Genomic DNA, 22,459 nt, shown 5'->3' with positions numbered 1-22,459 from the left:
AACCATGGCTAAGACTATTTCCACACCAGCTCCCGAGGCTGAGAGCGACATCCGGGAAGAGCGTTCCCAGCGACCCGGCAACCGCCGCCGTATCCTGCTGATAACGGTTGCCGCTTCAGTCATCCTGGGTCTGTTTGCCATCCTGTTCGGGGGTGCCATCTTCAACCCGGCGGCCACCCCTGAATCGGAGCCGACCATGACTGCCATCCAGATCATCCCGCTGGTAATCCTTGTGGTGATGTTCGTCGTCGCCACCAAGTGGCCACTGAACATCGGTGTCATGGGACTCGTGGCATCCTTCGGGGTTGGCTACTTCATGCTGGGTATGACCGACAAGGAGATCCTGGCCGATTTCCCGGCGAACATCGTGATCACCATCATCGGTGTTACCTACTTCTTCAGCATGGCCCAGCGAAACGGGACCATCGACATCATCGTCCAAAACTGCGTCAGGCTTGTTCGTGGAAAGACTCTGCTGCTGCCGTGGGTATTCTTCCTGCTCGCAGCATCACTGACCGCCCTGGGCACGTTCTCCCCCGCCGCCGTGGCTCTGCTGGCACCGGCTGCGATCGGCCTGGCCTACGAGTCACGCATCCACCCGGTTCTTATGGGCGCATTCATCATCAACGGAGCCCACGCAGGCGGCTTCTCCCCGCTGTCCGTGGCGGGTGTCCTGGTGCATGACATTGCTGTCAAGAACGGCTTCCCGATCTCCCAGGGCGCACTTTTCGGAGCGAGCTTCGCACTGAATCTGATCCTGTCCGTACTCACTGTGGTGCTGTTCGCCCTTTTGGGTAAACTCCGCGACGGCGCCGCAGGCCAGCACGCCGAGCTCGAGGCACGACCCACCCGCCCGCACGGCCAGCAGATCCTGACGCTGGGGCTCATCGTGGCCATGCTTGTCTGCGCCTTGGGCTTCCACATGCCCATCGGCTTCGTCGCCCTCTCGGCGGGACTCCTGCTGGCGCTGGTCAACATCAGGGAGCACCAAACCTTCATCGGCGGAGTCTCCTGGTCCACCGTGCTGCTCGTCGCCGGAATGATCACTTACGTTTCCCTCCTGCAGCACGTTGGCGTCATCGACACCCTCGCAGAGCAAGCCCTGGCCCTCGGAGCACCTCTCCTCATTGCCCTGGTACTCTGCTACGTCATCGGCGTCGGCTCCGCTTTCGCCTCCTCCACCGCACTGCTGACAGCTTTCATCCCTCTGGCTGGTCCTTTGCTGGCAACGAGTTCGCTCAGTGCATCGGGAACCGTTGCGGCCCTGGCGACCGCCGCCACCGTGGTGGACGTATCGCCGTTCTCCACCGACGGCGCGTTGGTGGTGGCCAACGCTCGCGAAGATGACCGTCAGCGCGTCTATAAGCAGCTGATGATGTACGCCGGCGGAGTGGTTTTGGTGGCACCCGCACTCGCCTGGGCATTGCTTGTACCAACGGGCATCATGTAGCTCAACGTATTACTAAACGCCGAAGAACAGGTTCGGTACGCGTAGGAACCGCTCCGGCACACCATCGCAACAGGTAACCCGACCTCCGGGCGCAAGGGCGCGACCCATCGCACCAAGGGCAGGACCACCCACCAGTGGTCCTGCCCTTCGTTATTTTTGGGTGGGGCTAGGGCGTGACCTTGAGCTCACGGATGGTCAGGTCCTGGAATGTGGCCGATCCTTCATGGGCGTAAAGGCGGATGCCGTCATCACCTTCAAGGGGGAAAACCCGGTGCGAGTGCACCACGCGCCCATCGCCGACGAACACTTCGACGCTGGTGCGATCCACAAGGATGCGGAGCGTAAGTCTGCCAGTGGTGGGATCCATCGCGGTTTGGGTTTCCCCCGCAGTGGGGTTAACGGTGGGGCGGCGGTTGACGTACGTAAACGAGCCACGCAGGAACGCACCGGCGGCCACATGCCTGCCTCCACCTGGCGCGCGGCATACCTCCAACCCGAGATTGGCCGGCGGCGCGGCCGGATCCCACACCACCTCGCAGCTCAGATCGTAAGCATTCGAGCGGATCTTCAGGTCATGAGTACCGGCAACCGCCACATCACCTAGTCGATGTGTGCGCTTCACGTGATCGCTCAGGGCAGATGTGGGCGCTGAGGCGAGGTAATAGGCGTCGCTTCCACGCTTGAGCCGGACATCGCGGACAATCATGTCATCGCCGTTGTAGCCGTCAGTGGAAAGGGTTGGCGTGTTGTGGGGGTAATCCCAGAAATTGGCCCAGCCGATTGCCCGTCGGAGGGTTGGGTCCTCCGCACCCGTCGCATCGTGATGCGGGTAGGTCACTGCGCCATAAAAGTCGAAGCCATAATCAAGCCATTCCGGCTCGGCGTGGTCGGGGGTGAAGGAGCTGCCGTCAAAAGCTCCAGTCCAATACGCATACGTCGCAGGCAACCCGCGCCCCTTGCCATTGGCACTGGTACCAAGGACCCAGTGCGAGGTGCCGTCGTCGGCAGTCATCTTGAAGAGGTCAGGGCACTCCAGCAGCCCCAGGTCGCTGCGAAGAAATTCGCCAACACGTTTCCAGGACCGAAGGTCCGGGGAAGTGTAAAAACCCAGCTTCTGCCCCTCGGCATTGGCCATGAACCACCGGCCGCGGTCTGCGTCCCAGATCACCTTGGGGTCTCGGAAATCGTGCACCCCCGGGTTGGGCAGTACCGGCGCCTCGCCGCCGGGCGTGAAAGAGCGCCCCCTGTCCGTGGAGTACCAGAGGTATTGTGCCTGCCGGCCTTCCGGAGCCTGGGTAACTAGGGCTATGACGGCTCCAGCACCATATCCGGCAGTATTGGCATCATCAACCACCAGACATCCGGACCAACAATCGCCGTTGCCGTTGCGGAACTTGGGTATCGCCACTCCGCGATCCCGGAATGCGACGTGATCCGTGGTGGTGGCCCTGCGCCAGGACGTGCCTCCACCGCCCTTGATGTAGTCAGCGTTGTACAGGTAGTAGTAGTGGTACTCCCCGTCAAGGTAGATGGGTCGTTGGGGATCGTTCTTCCAGTTGTCGGTCACGCTGAAGTGATAGACAGGGCGCATCCGCGATGATCCTTTCGAGGCTGGGCCACCCACCGCCATAGCGGGTCCTCCAGGAGTGGAGAGCGCGATGGACCCGCCCAGCGCAACAGCGCCAGCGCCGGTCAGAAGTCCGCGGCGGGAGACTGACAGTGATTCATCCATGGGTTTTCTTCCGTTCCGGCTGCAGGCTACGGGTCTCTTCAAAGACCCCGGCCATGGTCCAGGCATCGAAGGAGAGGATCCGCACCGAACCTTCGGTGGCTGCCAGCGTCACGCGCTCGCCGCCGAGGGTTGGGTAAATACGGGCCGTGAGCGGCTTGCCATTGGCGAAAATTTCGACGGCGGACCGGTCCACCAGAACGCGCAGGCGAACTCGCCCATTAGTCATGGGAATGGGGCCGGACTTGTCCTCAACGTCAACGGCAGGGTTGAGGCTGCTGCGGGTCCGGTCAAGGCGAAGAGTGCCTGTTGGGGTTTCGTCAGCAGCCCGGCTCAGCATGATGAGCGTTTCCTCAGCACCATCCGTGGACACGAGCACGCCGAGGCGAACCTCCGCACCAGGGGCAAGGTGTAGGTCCAGCTCAAGGTCCAGCTGGTTGCCGGACACACGGGTATCCAGTGGCGTTCCAGCCCCCACCAAAACCTGGGCCGGCACGCTGACGTGGTTGCGACGGAGTTTCGCGATTTCGGGAACCGGTGCAAACTCCAGGGTTCCGTCGTTGGCCACCGTGGTGAGCCGCGGCAAGCTCATCACCCCGGACCAGCCGGCCTCCACCATGGCTGCGTCGCTGCGACCTTCCTGCATCCAGCCGAACATGACACGTCGACCGGACTCATCCTGGAAAGACTGCGGGGCGTAGAAGAAGCGACCCCCAAGGTCCAGCCGGTGCAAAGCCTCCGGTTCGAAGGAATTTCCGGCGTAGCGACCGGTCCAGTACAGCGGGTGGCGGGTTTCGCCGTCGTTCCACGCGGAGAAAACCAGCACATCCGGCGAGTCGTCAGCAGGTGCGGATCCTAAAGAACCTTGTCCTGCCCGGAACAGGTCAACGCATTCCCACATGGTCCCGGTCCAGTCAGTGTCCGCCGGGTCACCCTGTGAGGCATCTCCGATGAACAGCGGCCCCACGTAGTCCCACGATCTCAAGTCCGAAGACTCGTACAAGAACGCCGTACCGCCGCGATGACGAATTCCTGAGCCTACCAACTGCCTCCACACGGTCCCCTCGCGCCATACGCAGTGATCGCGGTAGGCAGTGATGTCCACCCCTGCAGGCGGCGCTGCGATCACGGGGTTCCCGGGATCCTTGGTCCAGTCCAGAAGGTCAGGGGATCCTATGGCGACGCAGGGCAACTCCTTGTCCGCGAACCGTCCGGAGTACACCAAGGTGGGTGTGCCGTCGTCGTTCACCAACACCCCGGACCAGCAGCCCTCGGCATCCGGTCCCGCGGATGGCTCCAAAGCCACGGGCTGATCAGTCCAGGTGACCAGGTCCGAGCTAGTGGCATGGCCCCACTGAATCCGGTGATGAAAAGCACCCTCAGGGTTGTATTGGTAGAACAAGTGGTACGTGCCGTTCCACTGGCTGACCCCGTTGGGATCGTTGAGCCAACCGGCCGGTGAAACGAAGTGGAATCGCGGGCGAAGGGGGTCGGCCTCGGCGCGGGACAGCAGTTCGTCGCGCGGAACGGTGGCGAGCGGGTGGGTAAGTTCAGTCATGCGGAAGCCTCTTCGTGAGCGTTCGACGCCGGGTGGCTGGTTTGGGTTGGTTCACTGACCAAGGCATGACTGCCGGCAGCAGCCCACGGCCGGTAGAGGTGGCAGCGAACCCAGTGACGGTTTTCGGGGTCACCCACCTGATGGCGCACAGGTTCCTCGGACGAGCATGCTTGGTTCGGATCGCCGTGGAACGCGCAGTGCGTTGAGGCCATGACCGCTTGCCGCAGTTCAGCCCTGCGTACCGGATCATAGGAGCCTGCACGGGCCGGGTCAGGGACAGCTGAAACCAGTAGTTGCGTGTAGGGGTGGGCAGGATTGGCCAGAAGGTCCAAGGACTCGCCTTCTTCAACCAGTTCACCGGCGAACATGACCGCGGTCCTGTCTGCCAAGTACCGTGCGGACGCGAGGTCGTGGGTGATGTAGAGCATGGAGATGCCCTGCTCGTCGCGGAGCTTGCGCATCAGGTTCAGCACGCCGATCCGGACAGAAACGTCCAGCATGGACGTGGGCTCATCAGCCAGGATGACCTGCGGTTCAACGGCGAGGGCCCGGGCGATCGCAACGCGTTGGCGCTGGCCGCCGGAGAGCTCGTGCGGATACGAGTTCAGCATGTCAGCCTGAAGGCCAACGGTGGTCATGAGTTCTTCGAGCCGCCGCTGGGTCTCCCGCTCGCTTCCGCCGCTCCTGCCGTGGATCGCCAACGAGCGCCGCAGGAAGTGATCCATCCTGTGGGCCGGGTTCAGTGAACCGAAGGGGTCTTGGAACACCATCTGCAGTTTTGATCGGAACGCACGCGATGCTTGGAACCGGTCGCGTTTGAGGACGTCGACGCCGTCAATCAGGATTTCCCCTGAACTAGGCTTTTCGAGCCGCGCCACACAGCGGGCCAAGGTGCTCTTGCCGGAACCGGACTCCCCCACGAGCGCTACGATTTCGCCTTTGGCGATGCTCAGGTCGATCCCGTGGAGGGCGCGGACAGAATCGCGGGAGAACAAACCGCCAATGGGGAAAGTCTTTCCAAGGCCGCGAATTTCCAAGGCAGGGGTGCCGGTGGTGGACACGGCCGCCGGGGTCATCAGTGAGTGGCTCATCGTGCGGCTCCTTCCAGGTTGACGGAATTGACCACCGAAGTGTCGGCGTCAAACGGGGCTACAAAGTGGCCGGGTGCCACCTCAGCGAGGTCCGGGATGTTGCGGAACTTCACGCCGTCGGGCAGTCCCGTCAATGGGACGCGGGGGCCGGTGAGCGGCGGGAACGCGCCCATCAGGGCTTGGGTGTACGGGTGACGGGGGTTGGCGTAGACGTCATGGGCCTTGGCGGTTTCCACCATCCGCCCGCCATACATCACGGCCATGCGGTGCGAGAGTTCCACCATGAGGGACATGTCGTGCGTAATGAACAGGACAGAAAAACCGAGCTCGCGCTGGAGCTCCTTGATCTGGGCCATAATTTCCTGCTGAACCACCACATCCAGAGCGGTAGTTGGCTCGTCCAGTATCAAGAGTGACGGCTTGAGCGCTACAGCCATGGCAATCACGGCTCGTTGACGCATGCCGCCTGAGAGCTGGTGCGGGTAGGACTTGAGCCGGGAGGGTTCGATCCTCACCAGTTCCAGTAGTTCCCCAGCTCGCCGCATTGATTCCTTGCGGGAATAGCCGGCATGGGTCGTGAAGATATCAACGATCTGTTCGCCGATGGTCAGCACCGGATTGAGCGAGTTCATGGCCGATTGGAAAACCATGGCCACGTCCTGCCAGCGGAAGCGCCGCAGCTCCTCCGGAGTCATGGCCAGGACGTCCTTGCCGCCAAAGGAAATGCTGCCGCCGGCGATCTTCGCGGGATCCTTCAGGAGCCTCATGATCGAGTTGGCGATGGTGGATTTTCCGCATCCGGACTCCCCCGCGAGACCGAACACCTCGCCGGTGCCGATGCTGAAGGAAACGTGATCGACGGCGGTGGTGGAGCGGGTATCGCCGACGTACTGCACCGTGAGGTTCTTGACCTCCAGGACAGGTTGGTGGGAGCCGAAGGAAACCTGGGAGATGGTCATTTGGCGGCGCTCCTTTCGGCTTTCGCGGGTGTTGTTTTGGGCGTTTTGATCTTTCGGAGCCGCGGGTTGGTGACTTCGTCCACCGCGTAGTTGATCAGTGCAAGGGCGAAGGCCACCAGCGCGATGCACACGCCGGAGGGTACAAAGACCCACCAACTGCCGGTCAGCAGGGCACCTTCGTTACCGGCCCAGAAGAGGTTGTTTCCCCAGGAGACCGTGCTGACATCGCCCAGTCCCAGGAACTCCAGGCCCGCTTGGGCGCCGATTCCATAAATCACGCAGGCCAGGAGGGTGCCCATGACGATCGAGGCCATGTTGGGCAGGATCTCGCGGAACATGATCCGGCCTGCCCGTTCGCCGGAAACTACGGCCGCGGCCACAAAGTCCTTGGAGCGGATGGATAGTGCTTGTGAGCGCAGGACGCGGGCTGACCCGGCCCACCCGGTGACCACAAGAACCAGGATCACTGTGCCCAGGCCCGGCGGGAGGAAGGCGGCCAGGATGACCAGCAATGGCAGGCCGGGCAGCAACAGAAAAACGTTGGTGACCAGGGACAGTGCTTCGTCAATGAATTTGCCGAAGTACGCCGAGGCCAGACCCACCAGGATGCCGATGAAAGTGGACGCCACGCCCACAGTCAGTCCCACGAACAGCGAACTACGTGAGCCGTGGACGGTCAGGGCGAGCACGTCCTGTCCTTTGGCGGTAGTGCCAAGCCAGTGCTCGGCCGATGGTTCCAGGGAGGCCATCGCGGTGATCCTTGATGGGTCACCCGGGAACAGCACCGGCGCCAGCAGTGCCAGTGCAAGGAAGATGACCATCACGGCCATGCCCGTCAGCGCTTTCTTGTTGCTGATGAGGCCGTGGACGAAGCTGCGGTTGGGCTTGCGGACAGCCTGTGTTGGTGTTGGCTGCTTCAGAAGTGCGGTAGTCATGATCGGTCCTCTAGTTGCTGCGCACGCGCGGGTCGAGGCGGACGTAGAGGATGTCCACCAGGAAGTTGGCCAGCAGCACAGCGGCGGTGATGGTCAGGAACAGGCCCTGCATAAGCGGATAGTCGAGGCCTTGGACAGCGTTGAGGAGCTGGTAGCCAACGCCGGGGTAGGCGAACACCACCTCTGTGAGCAGCGCACCACCCACCACGAATCCCAGTCCCATGCCAAAACTGGTCACCGACGGGAGCATGGCGTTGCGGGCTGCGTAGCGGAGCATGATGCGGCCAGGGCGCAGTCCCTTGGCTTCGGCCATGGTGATGTAGTCCTCGGAATTGGTGGCAATCATGGTGTTCCGCATGCCGAGCATCCAGCCGCCGATCGAAACCAGCACGATCGTCAGCGCGGGCAACACAAGGTGGGCGCCGACGTCGCCGATGAACTCCGACGTAAATGCCGGTTCCAATCCGTCCGTGAAAGCGTGCCTGATGGGGAACCATCCCAGCACCACGCCGAAGAGGTACAGCGCACCCATGGCCAGCCAGAAGTAGGGGAACGAGCCGATGAAAACCAGCACGGGCGGGAGCGCGGAGTCGATCGCGCCGCCACGGCGCCAAGCCGCCAGGATTCCCAGCAGGTTACCAACGACGGCGGCGATCACCAGTGCGGTTCCGCCCAGCAGGAGTGTCCAGCCGATTTGGGACGAGATGACCTCGGTGACCGGGGTGGGGAAACGCGAGATGGAGACACCCATCTGCCCAGTGAAAATGTTGTGAATGTAGTCGATGTACTGCTCCCAAATGGGCCGGTCATCAACACCCAGCAGCTTGCGCAGGGCCTCGATCTGTTCGGGCTGCATTCGGTCCTGGGAGCGGGCGAACATACGGGACACGGGGTCGCCGGGCATGAATCGCGGGAGCAGGAAATTTAGGGTGATGGATGCCCAGAAGGCGATCAGGTAGAAACCCAGGCGGCGCAGGATGAAGCGCACGGTTTCCCTCCATTCGGGAATTGCGGGGATTGCGGAAAGTGAAGCGGCACGCCCGGCGGGGAGGCCGGGTCAGCGGCAAGGTGCCGCCGGGCGTGCCAGCGCTGATGCGGCGGCGTGAGGCCTGCCAGGAATTACTTGCGCGGTTCCAGCGTGGTCAGGACGAGCACCGTTGTGGGTGAACGGACGGAGAGGGTGGCGTACGGGTTGTCCTCCGTTGGCCATCCGGTGAATCGGGTGTCATTGAAGGCACCCCATTCAGGGCCGGAGAACAGCGGCACCAACGGTGCGACGTCGTTGTATTCTTCCTGCAGCTTGTTGGCGATGTCCTTTTGCTTGGACTCGTCAGCTTCCGCAGCGAAGTCGGCCAGGAGGGCATCGGCCTTTGTGTCGCCGAAGCGGTGGTAGTTATCAAAGGTCTTGGTGCCTACCGGCTTCACCGTGGCGGTGCCCATGGAGGTGTTGAAGTACTTGTACGGGCTGGGGTCGTTGGCGCTCCAGACGATCCCGGAATCGAAGTCGCCTGTCTCGTAACCGGCAACCACTGCCGCCCAGTCAGGGGACTCCACCTTGGCAGTAACGCCCACCTCGGCCAGGTTCTGCGCGATCACGTTGGCCACGGACAGCCAATCAGAGGACGTCGCACCCACGGAGATCTTGAACTCGAAGGGCTTCCCGTCCTTGAGCGTGCGCTTCCCGTCAGCTCCCTTGGGGTAGCCCGCCTTATCCAGTAGCTCGTTGGCTTTTTGCACATCGTGGTTGGTCCACGTGCAGTTGTCCTTGACCGCGGCGTTCTTCCACGTCTCATAGTTACCGGAGAGTCCAGTGCAGTCCGCCGGCTTGGCATAGCCGCTCATACCGATCTTGGTGACCTGATCGCGGTCCACGGCCATGCTCAGCGCCTTGCGGACATCAACATCGTTGAACGGCGCTTTGGTGGTGTTCAGCTGCCAGTTGATCATGGCACCGGTGGCCGGGAACCAGTACTGGCGGTGTTCCTTGTCCTTGGAGACAAACGTCTTTTCAATGTTGGGAATGTACTGCGGAGCCCAGTCCACGTCCCCGTTTGCGGCGGCGAGGTTGGCGCCGTCGTTTCCTGCAAAAGCGAGCATCTTGATGCCGGCGATCTTCTGCTTTTCCGGCTGCCAGTAATTGGGGTTCTTCTTGAGCACGAAGGACTGCGCCTGGAAAGTATCAACCTCGGTGTATGGTCCAGTGCCCACGGGCTTGGCGTTTGCATCCTTCTCCGGGTCCGGCAATGCGGACCATACGTGCTTGGGCAGGATGATCAGCTGACCCACATCATAGAGGGCCGGAGACCACGGCTTGTTGAAGTTGAACGTGACCTTATTGCCCTCGGCCGTGACGGTGTCCAGGTATTCAAAACCGCCCTTGATCTTCTTCTGAAGTTCGAACGTGAAAGCAACATCGTCAGCCACGAACGGCTGCCCGTCAGACCACTTCACACCGTCACGAAGGGTGAAGGTGACCGATTTGCCGTCCTCCGCCGACTTCCACTCAGTGGCCAGCCACGGCACCGTATCTCCCTTTGCCGGGTTGAAGATCAGGAGGGATTCGTAGATGGACTGCTGAACCATCGGGTTCACCGTGGGGGCGAACGGGTTGAAGTTCTGCACGAACGTTCCCATGTCCTCACGCGGAATGGTGAGAAACGCGCTGGCGTTCGCTCCGGCGTCGGAAGTGCTTGTCTTGGTGACATTTGCCGTGCAGCCGGTGAGCAGCATCGCGCCCACTGCAAGGCTTGCCGCCGTCATCCGGGCAGCCCGGAAGTATCGGGGTTGTGTCATGATGGTTGTCTCTTTCCTATCTTCATCGTGCAAGGTGAAGGGGTGGGTAAGGGTTGCTCTTCGACGTTGATTTCGCGGTCAGACCGAAGAGCGTTCTAGCAGCGGACAGTCGACCAATTGCTGGTCGGCAAGGATCGGCTGTCCTGCTGTGAGAGCGGCGAGCGTTTGGACGCCCAAGGCGCCCATTTTCTCGAATGGCAACGCAACCGTGGTCAATTTTGGCCGCAGGTAGGCCGCAATAAGTTCCTGGTTGTCGAAGCCGATCACGGCGATGTCCCCGGGGATGGTCAGGCCCCGTTCCTTGATGGCGTCATAGGCGCCCATCGCCATCCGGTCATTGAGGCAGAACAGGGCCGTTGGCCTGCCGCTTTCCGGGTAGCGATCCAGGATGTGGCAGGCAGCTTCGTAGCCGCCGTCAGCCGTTGCATATCCGGACACCACCAATTCCGGGTCAAGCTCCAGTCCGGCTGCGGCGAGTGCTTCGCGTGCACCCTCCAAACGCCCCACTGAAGCAGGAATAACCGGGTCAAGATTGATGACTCCAATCCGCGCATGGCCGGCTTGGAGCAACCGTTCGACGGCCACCCGGCCGCCCCCACGCTCGTCAGGGACGATCGAGGGCAGCTTTCCATCCGCATCGAAGCAATTGATCAACACGGTGGGTACTTCATTGGCGCTCGCCGGAACATGGACGCCCCGGTGAAACGTGGCTGCGTACAGGAGTCCTTCCACTCGTTGTTCCAACAGCTGTTCAGTTGCAGCATCTTCCAAGCCCTGGTTGGGTCCTACGGCATCGGCCTGGTCGGAGGGCGCGATGAGTAGGAACCGGCGGTCAAGCCAGGCTTGGTCTTGGGCTCCCTTAATGATGTCGACAGCGAACGGTGCCGTGACGATCTCTGTCACGATGCCGTACCAGTCACTGCGCCGGGATGCCAAAGCACGTGCACCGGCGTTGGGCCGGTAACCCAGCTCCTGCACGGCCTGGTTGATCCGGGTGCGGGTTTCCTCGGAAATGCTTGCGTTTTCGCGGTTGCTCAGCACAAACGAGACTGCAGTCCGGGAGACGCCGGCGTGGTTGGCAACGTCCTTCATGGTGACTCCCCGCTGCCGCACGGGCACGGCCTCGTCAGGGGTGGTTTTCGCCATTGAATGCTCCGGGTGCTCTTGTTCGATCCGAGGGTGTGCCAGAGCTTCATGATCTGGCTGCTCACCGGTAACCCTGTTGGTAACGCGCGTTACCCGGTGAACATGTGACTTAGGTTACCCGCGTTACTTCCCGTCTGTCAACAGGCTGCCCGGAGGGCTAAAAACGGAAGGGGCGTAGGGTGGACGTTGGACGAAAGGAGCACTTCATGAAGAAAATCCTCATGGTACTGACCAGCGTTTCCGAGCTCGGCGATACGGGAGAGAAGACCGGTTACAACGTCGCCGAGGCCGCACATCCTTGGAAAGTCTTCAAAGATTCAGGCCACTTCGTCGACTTCGCCTCCATCAAGGGCGGCCAGCCTCCCAGCGACGAGGTAGATACAGATGACCCCATCCAGGTTGCCTTTACCCAGGATGAGACCACGCGCGCCGGGCTGTACAACACCGCCCGCGTGGACGTCGTGGATCCCGGCCAATACGATGCCGTCTACCTCGTAGGCGGGCACGGCACTATGTGGGACTTCCCGGACAGCGAAGGACTGCAGCGGCTGGTAGCCAGCGTCTACGACGCCGGAGGTCTGGTAGGAGCTGTGTGCCACGGTCCTGCCGGTCTGCTGAATGTGGAACTAAAAAACGGGTTCCGACTCGTCCAAGGACGCGACGTAGCCGCGTTTACCAATGACGAGGAAGTAGCTGCCGGCAAGGACAAGGTTATTCCGTTCTTCCTGGCCGACCGCTTGGAGGAGCAGGGTGCCCGCCATGTTTCCGCAGGTGTCTTTGAAGAGAAAGTTGCGGTGGACGAGCGCCTGGTAACAGGCCAGAATCCAGCCTCAGCGGCAGGTGTCGCCAAGGAGATGGAGAAGCTCTTCGCCCAGGTCATCCATCAGGAAAAGGCCGACGAGCAACACGAGTCCGAGGCATTGCGCGCAGAGAAGGACGCGGAAAAGTCCGCCAATAAAGATGCGGCGGACGCCGATCACTAGTCCCATGGGGTTACGTACCCTGCGCTAGGACGCCAACTCTGATCCGGGCGCCCCCATCCATGGGGGCGCCCGACCGTTCCCGGGCTAACTGGCCTGATCCGCCGTGATGGTGACCGGATGAGCCGTCACATGAAAGATCTCATGGAGCTGTGAGCAGGCGCGCTGCACCACGGAACGGAGCCACGCATTTGCGGGATCCTCTGTCAGGGATGGATGCCAATACATGGCTTCCACCAAGGCCGCTTCCAACTCCCCTGCGAACTCCAGGACCTCGATGCTCGCCCCCCGCTGCGCCCTGGATGCCAGCATGCGCGGAACCAGCGCAACAAGGTCCGTCCCCTCCACCATTAAAGGCAGGGACAGGAAGCCGGCCACCACAGCGGCCACGCGTCGCCGAACACCGCGCTTTTCAAAGAGTTTGTCCGCCGGCGTGCTGATGCCCTCGCCGAAATACCCCACGGCGTGCGGCACCCCCACGATGTCCTCCAAGGTCAGCCGCGGCAACTGCAGAAGAGGGTTTCCTGCATCGGCCACGGCCACAAAACTGTCCCGGAACAGTTGTTTCGTGGTTCCTTGCATCTTGTAGCCCATCGGCCCCACCAGCAGGTCCATTCTGGAATAGTCAGCCAAGGCGCCCTGAACCCCGGACGTGGGGACGATGTCCACCACCACATGCGGAGCCTCCTGCCGCAGGATTCCCCTCAGGGGCCCCACGATGAGTGCCGCGGCATAATCGGATGCGGCAATCACGAACTCACGTTCACTGGTGGTGGGATCGAATCCGGACCTGACGCGCGTGGCCCGCTGAATGTGAAGCATGGCTTCGTCAACCAGCGGGACCAAAGACTGCGCGAAGGGAGTGAGCTCGTAGCTGCGGCCGTTACGGACCAAAAGTTCGTCGTCGAAATGCCTCCGCAGCCTGGCCATCGCCGCACTTGTGGCCGGCTGGCTGAGCTGGAGCCGTTCCGCAGCCCGGGAAACGTTCCGCAGCTCCAGCAGAACCTGGAGTTGTGGCAAGAGGTTCAGATCCAGGTTCTTCATGCCCCTAGGTTATCCACAGGAGAAGGACATTAGCTTGCGTGCCCACGAGCCGCGGTCCCCGGACAAGGACCATGACGGCGAGCCATGCCAGTATTTGCCGAACAGATAGTTGCTATCAGATACTTGCTCTTCTCCGAATACGTGATGTGGCTCATGGTTGTTACAGGACCTGCAGATAACTGTCCCAGCAATCAAGCACTCAGAAGGAAATTCATCGTGGAAACTCCCCTCTCCCATCTTGCCCACCTCGAGATCACCACTCCGGACGTTGAAGCCTCGGCACGGTTCTACGAGGAGAAATTCGGCATGCGCATCATTGATCGCGTGGATGGCAATGTGTACCTGCGCTGCTGGGGCGACTACTACCGCTACAGCCTGGTCATCACTGAAGGCCCCGAGGCATCGCTCGGCCGGATGGCGTGGCGCACCAACTCCCAAGCAGCACTGGAAGCCGCAGCAGCCCGTGTTGAAGCAACAGGTGTGCAGGGCACCTGGACGGCCGGTGGCCACGGCTTCGGCAAGGCCTACGAATTCACCGGCCCCTACGGCCACCACATGCGCTTGTTCTATGACGTGGAGAAGTTCGTTGCCGAGCCCGGCTTCGAATCCACGTACCCCGACCGTCCCGAACGCCGTAGCAGCCACGCAGCCGCTCCCCGTTTCCTGGACCACGTCACGGTGGCTTCCTCCGATGTCCGCGGATTCGCCAAGTGGTACAACGAGGCACTGGGCTTCCGCGTCATGGCGTTCGTTGACCTGGACGAAGCACCCATCACCGTCTTCTCAGTACTGACCACCAACGAGAAGTCCCACGACCTCGGCGTCGTCAAAGATACTTCCCAGCGCGCCGGCCGCGTCAACCACATCGCGTTCTGGGTGGACGCCACCGAGGACCTTCTCCGCACTGCTGACGTCATGATGGAAAACGGCACCCCCATGGAATACGGCCCCTCCATCCACGGCGTGGGCGAACAGAACTTCCTGTACTTCCGCGACCCCTCAGGCCTGCGCGTTGAGCTCAACTCGGGCGGCTACCGGAACTACGTGCCGGACTGGGACGCCAACACCTGGAAGCCCTCGGAAGGTTCCAACAACTTCTACAAGAACGGCGCCATGCCGCACTCCATGACAGAATCCTTCCCGCCGGCGGAAGGCTTCACCGCCACGGAAGAAGGTGCATCCGCCGAAATGAAGGAAGCCCTCCTGAACCCCTACGCAAAGCAGGGTCGGGGCTAGGAACATGGCTGACGCAACGTACTCGCTGATCCGCTTCCAGGAACCCGGCGACACAAAGGCCAGGGCAGGATTGCTGGTAGGCGAACGTGTCCTCCCCCTGGACAGTGACATCAATGGCCTGATCCACCACTGGGAGACCACCGAAAACGAACTTGACAAGCTCGCAGCCTCGGCCGGTGAAGAGGCGGGCCTTGCCTTGTCCGCCGTCGAGGTCCTTGCTCCAGTGGAACCGGCGCAGGTCCTACAGACCGGCGCCAACTACCGCAAGCACGTGATCGATCTGGCCGTGGCCCACCGGGAAGCCGGCCAGGATGCCGAAGAGGTGCGCGCCAAGACAGCAGCCATGATGGATGAGCGCGCCGGCCAGGGAACACCCTATTTCTTCATCGGCCTCCCCACGGCTATCGCTTCAGCCACGGACGATCTCACCCTCCCGGCATACAGCAAGTCCCACGATTGGGAACTCGAGCTAGCAGCCGTGATCGGTAAGGAAGCTTTCCGGGTAACCCCGGAAGAAGCTCTCGAGTATGTCTTTGGGTACACCATGGTCAACGACATCACCACGCGCGAGTATGTGTTCCGCAAGGACATGCCCGCCATCGGTTCGGACTGGTACCGCGCCAAGAACGCACCGGGCTTCCTGCCCACCGGTCCCCTGCTGGTGCCCGCCAAGTTCTTCGGCGACCCTCAGGATGTCCAAGTGACACTGGAGCTCAACGGGAAGGCCATGCAGGACGAGTCAACGCAGGACATGATCTTCGGTGTCGCCAAACTGGTCAGCGAAGCATCCCAAATCATGCCTCTTCGGCCCGGCGACCTGGTTCTGACCGGAAGCCCCGCGGGCAACGGCCAGCACTGGGGGCGGCTCCTGCAGGACGGCGACGTCATGGAGGGCACCATCACCGGCCTGGGAACCCAACGCATTCACTGCAAGGACGAACAGTGACCGCCGACGCCGTTGAGACGAACCTGATCCGGCCCTCTGACCCGATGGGCAGCATCGCCGCCGCGGCTCAGCTATACAACAACTGGGGACGCTGGGGCGACGACGACGTCCTCGGTACCCTCAACTTCATAGACAACGGCAAGCGCGTGGAGGCGGCATCGTTGGTGAAGTCTGGCGATGCGTTCTCCTTGTCCCAGCCCTTCGACACTAATGGCCCCCAGAAGGGGTGGCGTCGACGCACCAACCCGGTTCACACCATGACCGACACCGGGGTGGACGCGGAGCGCGGCAACCAGGGGTTCCCGCACGGCTTCGGTGGGGCTGATGACGTGATCGCCATGCCCTTGCAGTGCTCTACTCAGTGGGACGGGCTTGGGCACATCTTCGATCGCGGCAAAGCCTGGAACGGCCGGGCCGCGGGAGATGTTGTCACCTCTGAGGGCGACCTCTTCACCGGGATAGAAACCGCCGCCGCCAAAATCGTCACCCGTGGTGTTTTGTTGGATGTTGGCCGCGCCATGGGGCCGGAGCTTGGACGTACTGACGGGGAATTGCCCGATGGCTTCGCCATCACCCCGGAGCACCTGGAGCGCACCATTGAACGCCAGGGTCCAAGCTCGGTAGTTCGCCGCGGCGACATCGTGGTGCTCCGCACCGGGCAGTACACGCGTGTTCGCCGCGAAGGCTGGGGTGATTACGCCGGAGGGTCCGCTCCCGGGTTGTCGTTCAGCACGGCACCATGGCTGCACGCCTCGGAGATCGCCGGAATCGCCACAGACACCTGGGGATTCGAAGTCCGGCCCAACGAGTTTGAAGGTGCTTTCCAGCCACTCCACCAGATCGCCATTCCCAATCTGGGGCTGTTCCTCGGCGAAATGTGGGATCTGGATGAATTGGCGGAAGCATGCGCCCGGGACGGCAGGTATGAGTTCATGCTGACAGCCGCTCCGCTTCCCATCACCGGAGCGGTCGGTTCCCCGGTCAACCCCGTAGCCGTGCGATAGCTGGTCCGCCCTCCGGTGTCACAGCCGAAGTAGCCCAGGGCAGAAACAGCCTCGCGCGAGAAGCAGCACAATAGGCAGTATGGCCGTCACCACAAAGGAGTCTAAGATGGCAGCAGTACAGAAGGTCGGAATCGTCGGAGCAGGGGCTGCAGGCCTCACTGCGGCGATCCTCCTGGCAGATGCCGGGATCGAGGTGGAGGTTCTGGAGAAGGCCACCGAGCCACAAACCCTTGGCTCCGGTATCACACTGCAGGGAAATGCCCTGCGCGTCCTGCGCGATCTTGGCGTCTGGGAAGACGTGGAGGCGAAAGGGTACGCGTTCAGCACCCTCGGCCTGCGCGCCCCCGATCCCGCAGGTACCGTGATTGCCGTCCTGGACGACATCCGGACCGGTGGCGACGACCTTCCGGCGACGCTCGGTATGTACCGTCCGGACCTGACTGCCATCCTGCGTGAACGCGCCGTGCAGGCAGGTGCCCGCATCAGTTACGGCAAGACCGTCACCGACATAGAGGACGACGGCGGCAGCGTCACCGTCCGCACCGGCGACGGCGGCACCTCGGGCTACGACCTCCTGATCGGCGCAGATGGACTGCACTCCGCAGTCCGCAAAGCGATCGGCATCGAGGTGGAGCCCAAGCCTACGGGAATGGGTATTTGGCGCGCCTTCGTCGAACGGCCTGGGGAAGTGGTCCGGACCGACCTCACTTACGGAGGGCCGTGTTTCATAGCCGGCTACTGCCCCACCGGCCCGGACACCATTTATGCCTACCTCGTGGAGAAGGCCCAGGAACGCAAGCAGGAAGACGGCCCCAAGGTGATGGCCGAACTCGCCGCCGCCTACGGCGGCCCGTGGAACGAGATCCGCTCAAACCTGGACCACAGTGCGCGAATCAACTACACGTGGTTCACTTCGCACCTGGTGGAAGGACCGTGGAACCGCGGCCGTACCGTCATCATTGGCGACGCGGCGCACAGTTGCCCTCCAACAGTGGCGCAAGGCGCGGCCATGGCCTTGGAAGACGCCGCGGTACTTGCGGAGCTGTTGATCGCCGCGGACCACGTCACGGAAACCCTCTGGAAGGAGTTCGCGGACCGCCGCCTGGACAGGGCAACGGCCGTCGTCAAAGCCTCAGTCCACCTTGGTCAATGGATGCTGGACGGTGTCAGGGACGCAAATGTTCCGGGCCTGATGAACTCGCTCTCCACCATGCTTAAGGAACCCGCATGAACCACATCGAAACAGCCCAACAGCCCACTGTGGATGTCCATGCCCACGTTCTGATTCCGGCCTTGCAGCAGCTGGTGGCCACCGCTGACCCTGAAGGTTTCGCAGAACTGCAGGCGTTGGAAGTCAGGCGGAACGGTCCCGAGTCCATGGCGAACTCCGGCCTCATGATCAAAGAACGGTGGCCGCAGCTCACTGATCTTGACCGCCGGCTGGCGGACATGGACGCCCAAGGAGTGGACGTACAACTGGTGTCACCGTCGCCGTCGCATTTCTACTATTTTGCCGGGGAAGAGCTCGCACTGCGGCTTGCCATGCAAACAAACGAGGCAGTCCGGGATCTTGTCCAGCAGGCACCGGAACGGTTGAACGGGCTGGGCTTGGTTCCGTTGCAACATCCGCAGCTAATGGTGGAGGCCTTGGAACATGCTGTTCTTGACTGCGGCTTGCTGGGCGTGGAGATCGGCTCTTTTGCTGCCACGCCCGGGGACCCGGAGCGCAGCACTGTTGAGCTCTCCGATCCGCGGCTGGAACCTTTCTGGAACCGGGCTGCGGAACTGGACGCAATCGTGTTCCTCCACCCCTTTGGCTGCTCCCTGGACGAACGACTGGACCGCTTCTACCTGTCCAATACGGTCTCCCAGCCCGCAGAGAACGCCGTCGCGCTGTCCCACGTGATTTTCAGCGGGGTCCTGGACCGTCACCCGGACCTCAAGATCCTCGCCGCGCACGGGGGTGGTTACCTGCCCACCACCATTGGCCGATCGGACCACGCTTGGAAGGTTCGCCCCGAGGCGCAGCGGTGCGCCGAACCGCCGTCGACGTATCTTCAGAGGATCTTCTTCGATTCCCTGGTGCACAGCCCCCGCGAGCTGCGCGCCCTCGTTGAGGTGGCGGGCGCCGGGCAAGTCCTGCTCGGCTCGGATTATCCATTCGACATGGGCTCCAGCGATCCCGTCGGGGCAGTTAGCGAAGCAGGATTCACCGCGGCCGATGCCGCCAAAGTTCTTGCCGGCAACGCTTCCGGCCTCGGCATCAGCGCTGCGGCCAGCCTCGCCGTCCGCCCCACCACCTAAGGAAACACATGGTCAAGATCGCCCGCTGGAATCACGATGGCGGTACATACTCCGGGTTCGTGGATGACGGCAGTTGCTTCGGGTTGCCGGAGGGACAAACCGTTAACCACTTGTTGAGTGCCGGTTTGGCAAGAACGCTGGAGATCGCCGCGGAAACGCTTCGCGGCGCACCTTCGGTTGCCCTTGCGGACGTAGAGTTGCTGGCGCCGCTGGTACCTGCCACCATCAGGGACTTCGTGGCCTTTGAAGAGCATGTGGAAGGTGTGAGGAAGAGCATCGACGGCGTGGCCGGCGTTGTTGCGGAATGGTACGAGGCACCCACGTTCTACTTCACCAACCCCCACACGGTGACAGGCACAGGCGATGTGATCAGTATTCCGGCGGGATGCAGCGAACTGGACTTCGAGACCGAGGTAGCCGCCGTCGTCGGGCATGTACCGGGCAGCGACGGCAGTAACCTGTCAGCGGCAGATGCCCACCGGCACATCTTTGGCTACACCGTGCTCAATGACTGGTCCGCCAGGGACCTTCAGCGCCGCGAAATGAAAGTCAGCCTGGGTCCCTGCAAGGGCAAAGATTTCGCAAATACTTTGGGCCCCTGGATCGTGACTGCTGATGAGTTCGAACACCTGCATGACGATGAGGGCTTTCTCCCCATCTCCATGGCTGTGGAAGTCAACGGGCAGCCCATAGGCCAGGATCTGCTGTCCAACATGGGTTGGCCGTTCGCTGAGCTGGTTGCCTACGCGTCCCAGGACTCGGTAGTGCGACCGGGGGACGTCCTCGGCTCCGGAACCTGCGGCAGCGGCTGCCTCGCTGAACTCTGGGGACGGAACGGGTCCAAGACACCCCCACCTCTGAAGACCGGCGACGTTGTGCGGATGGCTGTGGAGGGAATCGGCAGCATCGAGAACACCGTGGGTGAAAGGCGAAACGGCGTGACCAGGGTCCCGGCCCGGAACCGTCCCCGGAACCGCACCGTCAGTGTGGCCTTCCGCACCTAGGACTGACATTGTCCCTTTGCGCGCGTTTTGGCCATCTGCTCTTTGTCACCGCAACATATAATCCGATCATGCCCATTACGCGTTTTTCCTTAGGTTGCCATACTCTCTTGTCCACCCCTCAGCAGGACGGGGCGGTTCTATGAGCGGCGGTCTGGTAGCGCTTCTGGACGATGTTGCCGCCTTGGCCCGCATTGCGGCTGCATCCGTCGACGACATCGCCGCAGGGGCAGCCAAAGCAGGGGCCAAAGCCGCCGGCGTGGTCATTGACGACGCCGCCGTGACTCCGCAGTACGTGTCCGGGGCGGACCCGTCCCGCGAACTGCCCATGATCAAGCGGATCTTCTGGGGTTCACTGCGGAACAAGCTGGTGATCATCCTCCCGGCGTTGCTGCTGATCAGCGCCTTCATTCCGGGAGTTATTCCGTTCATCCTCATGTTGGGCGGCACTTACCTCTGCTACGAGGGCGCCGAGAAGGTCTGGCACAAACTTCGTGGCCACTCCGAGCATGAGAAAGCGCCGGCCGTTCAACGCGGACCCGAGGCCGAGGCCAAGGTGACCAAGGGCGCCATCACCACGGACTTCATCCTGTCCTGCGAGATCATGGTCATCGCCATGAATGAGGTAGCAGCTGAGTCATTGTGGGTCAGGGCTTTCATCCTGGTGGTCGTAGCAGTAATCATCACCGTCCTCGTTTACGGTGCGGTAGGGCTCATCGTCAAAATGGATGACATCGGCCTGCACCTGACCACCAAGGACTCCGCGGGTTCCCAGCGCTTCGGCCGCCTGCTCGTCAAGGGCATGCCGGCCGTCCTGGGTGCCATCACGCTCATCGGGACCATCGCCATGCTGTGGGTTGGCGGTCACATCATGTTGCAGGGCGCCTACGATCTCGGCTGGCACGCTCCCTACGACTTGGTTCATGTACTTGAGTCACCCTTCGCCGGGATCCCTGTAGTGGGCGGCTTCCTCGCCTGGCTGGTGAACACGCTGTGCTCGGCCATTCTGGGAGCCATCTGGGGCCTCGTCATCATGCTCATCCTGCATCCGCTGCTGAAGGTGCTGCCGTTCGGCAAGAAGGAGGAGGGGCACGAAGAAGGCGACGTCCGTTCCGCGATCGCCGGACACAAGCCCGCGAAAAACCACGAGGATCCGGTCTCCTAGAACTGTTGCGGCGTCCGGTAGAGGTGAGCCTGGACGCCGCAGCTGCGGCCGGATATTACGCGGACCGACCGCCCGAAAACACTCAGACCAGCCAGCTCCACCAGCGCGACCGCTCCGGTTCCGGCGTCGGCTCAGGTTCCGGTTCTTCACCCAACGCCAGCGCTGCCTCGACGAGGTCTACTCCGGTGAGGGTCATGACGGCCTCCCGATCGAGTGCATCCAGACTTTGAGCCTCATCAAGCGAGAGCCGCAGGGCCTGTCGGTTGAGTGCCTGCTCGAACAACGTGCGGGCAAAGCGTGCGTTACCGGAGTCCTCCCCGGCATGGAGCCCGGCAAGGATTCGACGCAACATCTGGTCCGCGCCGGGTTCCAAAATGTACTCATGCTGGGCCAGCATACGGTGGAATATGGTCTGCAACTCATCAACGGAGTAGTTGGGGAAAGTGATCTCCCGGGCGAAACGTGAACGGAGTCCGGGGTTGGAAAGCAGAAAAGCTTCCATCAGGCGCGGGTAGCCGGCCACAATCACCACAAGCCGATGGCGGTGATCCTCCATTCGCTTGAGCAAGACCTCGATTGCCTCGGGGCCGAAGTCCATTCGGCCATCTTCCGGTGCCAGCGCGTAGGCCTCGTCGATGAACAAGACACCATCGAGCGCTCGTCGGATCACGCGGTCCGTCTTGATGGCAGTCGCCCCGACATACTGCCCTACCAGGCCCGAGCGATCCACCTCAACCAAATGCCCTTTTTGCAATAAACCCACCGCGCGGTACATCTCGGCCAGGAGCCGGGCCACGGTGGTCTTGCCCGTCCCCGGGTTTCCCAAAAACACCAAATGCTGAGACGTGGCAACTTCCGGGAGGCCGTGAGCCTTACGGCGGGCCTGGACTTGGAGCAAGGCGACCAGGGCTCGCACCTGTTCCTTCACGGTCTCCAGGCCCACCAGCGAGTCCAGTTCGGACTGCACCTCCGAAAGTGGCCGGGCCGGCCCGGGCCTTGCGCCCGTGACATCACCTATCAGATCGTCCACGCGTTCCGAGCCGGACAACCTGAGCTGATTGGCCAAGTGGCCAATGGTTTCACGCAGGTCATCAAGCGGATTGCGGCTGGCTGCCATA

19 protein-coding genes are annotated in these 22,459 nt (G+C 62.1%); 9 read left to right on the top strand and 10 right to left on the bottom strand.

Translation table 11 applies throughout. The features are described 5' to 3' along the window. Positions 1–4 precede the first annotated feature (4 nt). Positions 5–1,450, top strand: coding sequence for an SLC13 family permease (locus LDN70_RS10185; protein ID WP_223942524.1), 1,446 nt, complete (start codon positions 5–7; stop codon positions 1,448–1,450). Positions 1,451–1,616: 166 nt separating this feature from the next. Here LDN70_RS10185 and LDN70_RS10180 read toward each other — a convergent pair whose 3' ends face one another. The 8 genes from LDN70_RS10180 to LDN70_RS10145 all read right to left on the bottom strand — a co-directional run bounded on the left by LDN70_RS10180 (position 1,617) and on the right by LDN70_RS10145 (position 11,661). Further along, the gene (locus LDN70_RS10180) at positions 1,617–3,041 is read right to left on the bottom strand and encodes a glycoside hydrolase family 32 protein (protein ID WP_353618937.1); all 1,425 of its coding nucleotides are present in this window, start codon (positions 3,039–3,041) and stop codon (positions 1,617–1,619) included. A 133-nt stretch (positions 3,042–3,174) separates the two neighbouring features. Continuing rightward, positions 3,175–4,737 (bottom strand): glycoside hydrolase family 32 protein, encoded by a 1,563-nt coding sequence (locus LDN70_RS10175; RefSeq protein WP_223942522.1) that lies wholly within the window; start codon positions 4,735–4,737, stop codon positions 3,175–3,177. Further along, positions 4,734–5,828 carry an ATP-binding cassette domain-containing protein gene (locus LDN70_RS10170; protein ID WP_142939343.1) on the bottom strand — a complete coding sequence of 365 codons (1,095 nt, stop codon included), beginning with the start codon at positions 5,826–5,828 and terminating at the stop codon, positions 4,734–4,736. Before LDN70_RS10170 ends, LDN70_RS10175 begins: the two co-directional genes overlap by 4 nt. After that, a complete protein-coding gene (locus LDN70_RS10165) occupies positions 5,825–6,787 on the bottom strand; it encodes an ABC transporter ATP-binding protein (protein ID WP_223942521.1) in 963 nt (320 codons plus the stop codon). The genes LDN70_RS10170 and LDN70_RS10165 overlap by 4 nt, the downstream gene beginning before the upstream one ends. Beyond that, positions 6,784–7,722, bottom strand: coding sequence for an ABC transporter permease (locus LDN70_RS10160; protein ID WP_142939345.1), 939 nt, complete (start codon positions 7,720–7,722; stop codon positions 6,784–6,786). The genes LDN70_RS10165 and LDN70_RS10160 overlap by 4 nt, the downstream gene beginning before the upstream one ends. 10 nt (positions 7,723–7,732) lie before the next feature. Next, positions 7,733–8,710: an ABC transporter permease gene (locus LDN70_RS10155; RefSeq protein ID WP_166842098.1), complete on the bottom strand. Its 978-nt coding sequence runs from the start codon at positions 8,708–8,710 to the stop codon at positions 7,733–7,735. 131 nt (positions 8,711–8,841) lie between these two features. Further along, on the bottom strand, positions 8,842–10,515 hold the full coding sequence (locus LDN70_RS10150) for an ABC transporter substrate-binding protein (protein WP_142939347.1): 1,674 nt from the start codon (positions 10,513–10,515) through the stop codon (positions 8,842–8,844). Between the two features lie 78 nt (positions 10,516–10,593). Then, a complete protein-coding gene (locus LDN70_RS10145) occupies positions 10,594–11,661 on the bottom strand; it encodes a LacI family DNA-binding transcriptional regulator (RefSeq protein ID WP_223942520.1) in 1,068 nt (355 codons plus the stop codon). Between the two features lie 206 nt (positions 11,662–11,867). On the opposite strand from LDN70_RS10145, the gene LDN70_RS10140 reads away from it, so the two are divergent. Continuing rightward, a complete protein-coding gene (locus LDN70_RS10140; RefSeq protein WP_223942519.1) occupies positions 11,868–12,644 on the top strand; it encodes a type 1 glutamine amidotransferase domain-containing protein in 777 nt (258 codons plus the stop codon). Positions 12,645–12,728: 84 nt separating this feature from the next. On the opposite strand, the gene LDN70_RS10135 is transcribed toward LDN70_RS10140, so the two are convergent. Beyond that, positions 12,729–13,685, bottom strand: a complete 957-nt coding sequence (locus LDN70_RS10135) for a LysR family transcriptional regulator (protein ID WP_142939350.1) — start codon at positions 13,683–13,685, stop codon at positions 12,729–12,731. A 216-nt stretch (positions 13,686–13,901) separates the two neighbouring features. Here LDN70_RS10135 and LDN70_RS10130 point away from each other — a divergent pair, with 216 nt between their 5' ends. From LDN70_RS10130 to LDN70_RS10100, 7 genes are all read left to right on the top strand, one after another. After that, positions 13,902–14,921: a VOC family protein gene (locus LDN70_RS10130; protein WP_166842095.1), complete on the top strand. Its 1,020-nt coding sequence runs from the start codon at positions 13,902–13,904 to the stop codon at positions 14,919–14,921. Between the two features lie 4 nt (positions 14,922–14,925). Further along, the gene (locus LDN70_RS10125; protein ID WP_142939352.1) at positions 14,926–15,867 is read left to right on the top strand and encodes a fumarylacetoacetate hydrolase family protein; all 942 of its coding nucleotides are present in this window, start codon (positions 14,926–14,928) and stop codon (positions 15,865–15,867) included. 44 nt (positions 15,868–15,911) lie between these two features. Then, entirely contained in the window at positions 15,912–16,871 is a 960-nt protein-coding gene (locus tag LDN70_RS10120; protein ID WP_223942631.1) for a cyclase family protein, read from the top strand. Positions 16,872–16,977: 106 nt separating this feature from the next. Next, positions 16,978–18,102, top strand: coding sequence for an FAD-dependent monooxygenase (locus LDN70_RS10115; RefSeq protein ID WP_223942518.1), 1,125 nt, complete (start codon positions 16,978–16,980; stop codon positions 18,100–18,102). Continuing rightward, positions 18,099–19,175 carry an amidohydrolase family protein gene (locus tag LDN70_RS10110; RefSeq protein ID WP_223942517.1) on the top strand — a complete coding sequence of 359 codons (1,077 nt, stop codon included), beginning with the start codon at positions 18,099–18,101 and terminating at the stop codon, positions 19,173–19,175. Before LDN70_RS10115 ends, LDN70_RS10110 begins: the two co-directional genes overlap by 4 nt. An 8-nt stretch (positions 19,176–19,183) precedes the next feature. Next, positions 19,184–20,179 carry a fumarylacetoacetate hydrolase family protein gene (locus LDN70_RS10105; RefSeq protein ID WP_223942516.1) on the top strand — a complete coding sequence of 332 codons (996 nt, stop codon included), beginning with the start codon at positions 19,184–19,186 and terminating at the stop codon, positions 20,177–20,179. Positions 20,180–20,318: 139 nt separating this feature from the next. Beyond that, a complete protein-coding gene (locus LDN70_RS10100) occupies positions 20,319–21,341 on the top strand; it encodes a DUF808 domain-containing protein (RefSeq protein ID WP_142939356.1) in 1,023 nt (340 codons plus the stop codon). Between the two features lie 82 nt (positions 21,342–21,423). On the opposite strand, the gene LDN70_RS10095 is transcribed toward LDN70_RS10100, so the two are convergent. Continuing rightward, positions 21,424–22,458 carry an AAA family ATPase gene (locus LDN70_RS10095; RefSeq protein WP_223942515.1) on the bottom strand — a complete coding sequence of 345 codons (1,035 nt, stop codon included), beginning with the start codon at positions 22,456–22,458 and terminating at the stop codon, positions 21,424–21,426. Position 22,459: the final 1 nt, after the last annotated feature.

It is taken from the genome of Arthrobacter sp. StoSoilB22 (genome assembly GCF_019977315.1).
Lineage (GTDB): Bacteria > Actinomycetota > Actinomycetes > Actinomycetales > Micrococcaceae > Arthrobacter.
This window is presented reverse-complemented; position numbering and strand designations above follow the sequence as displayed.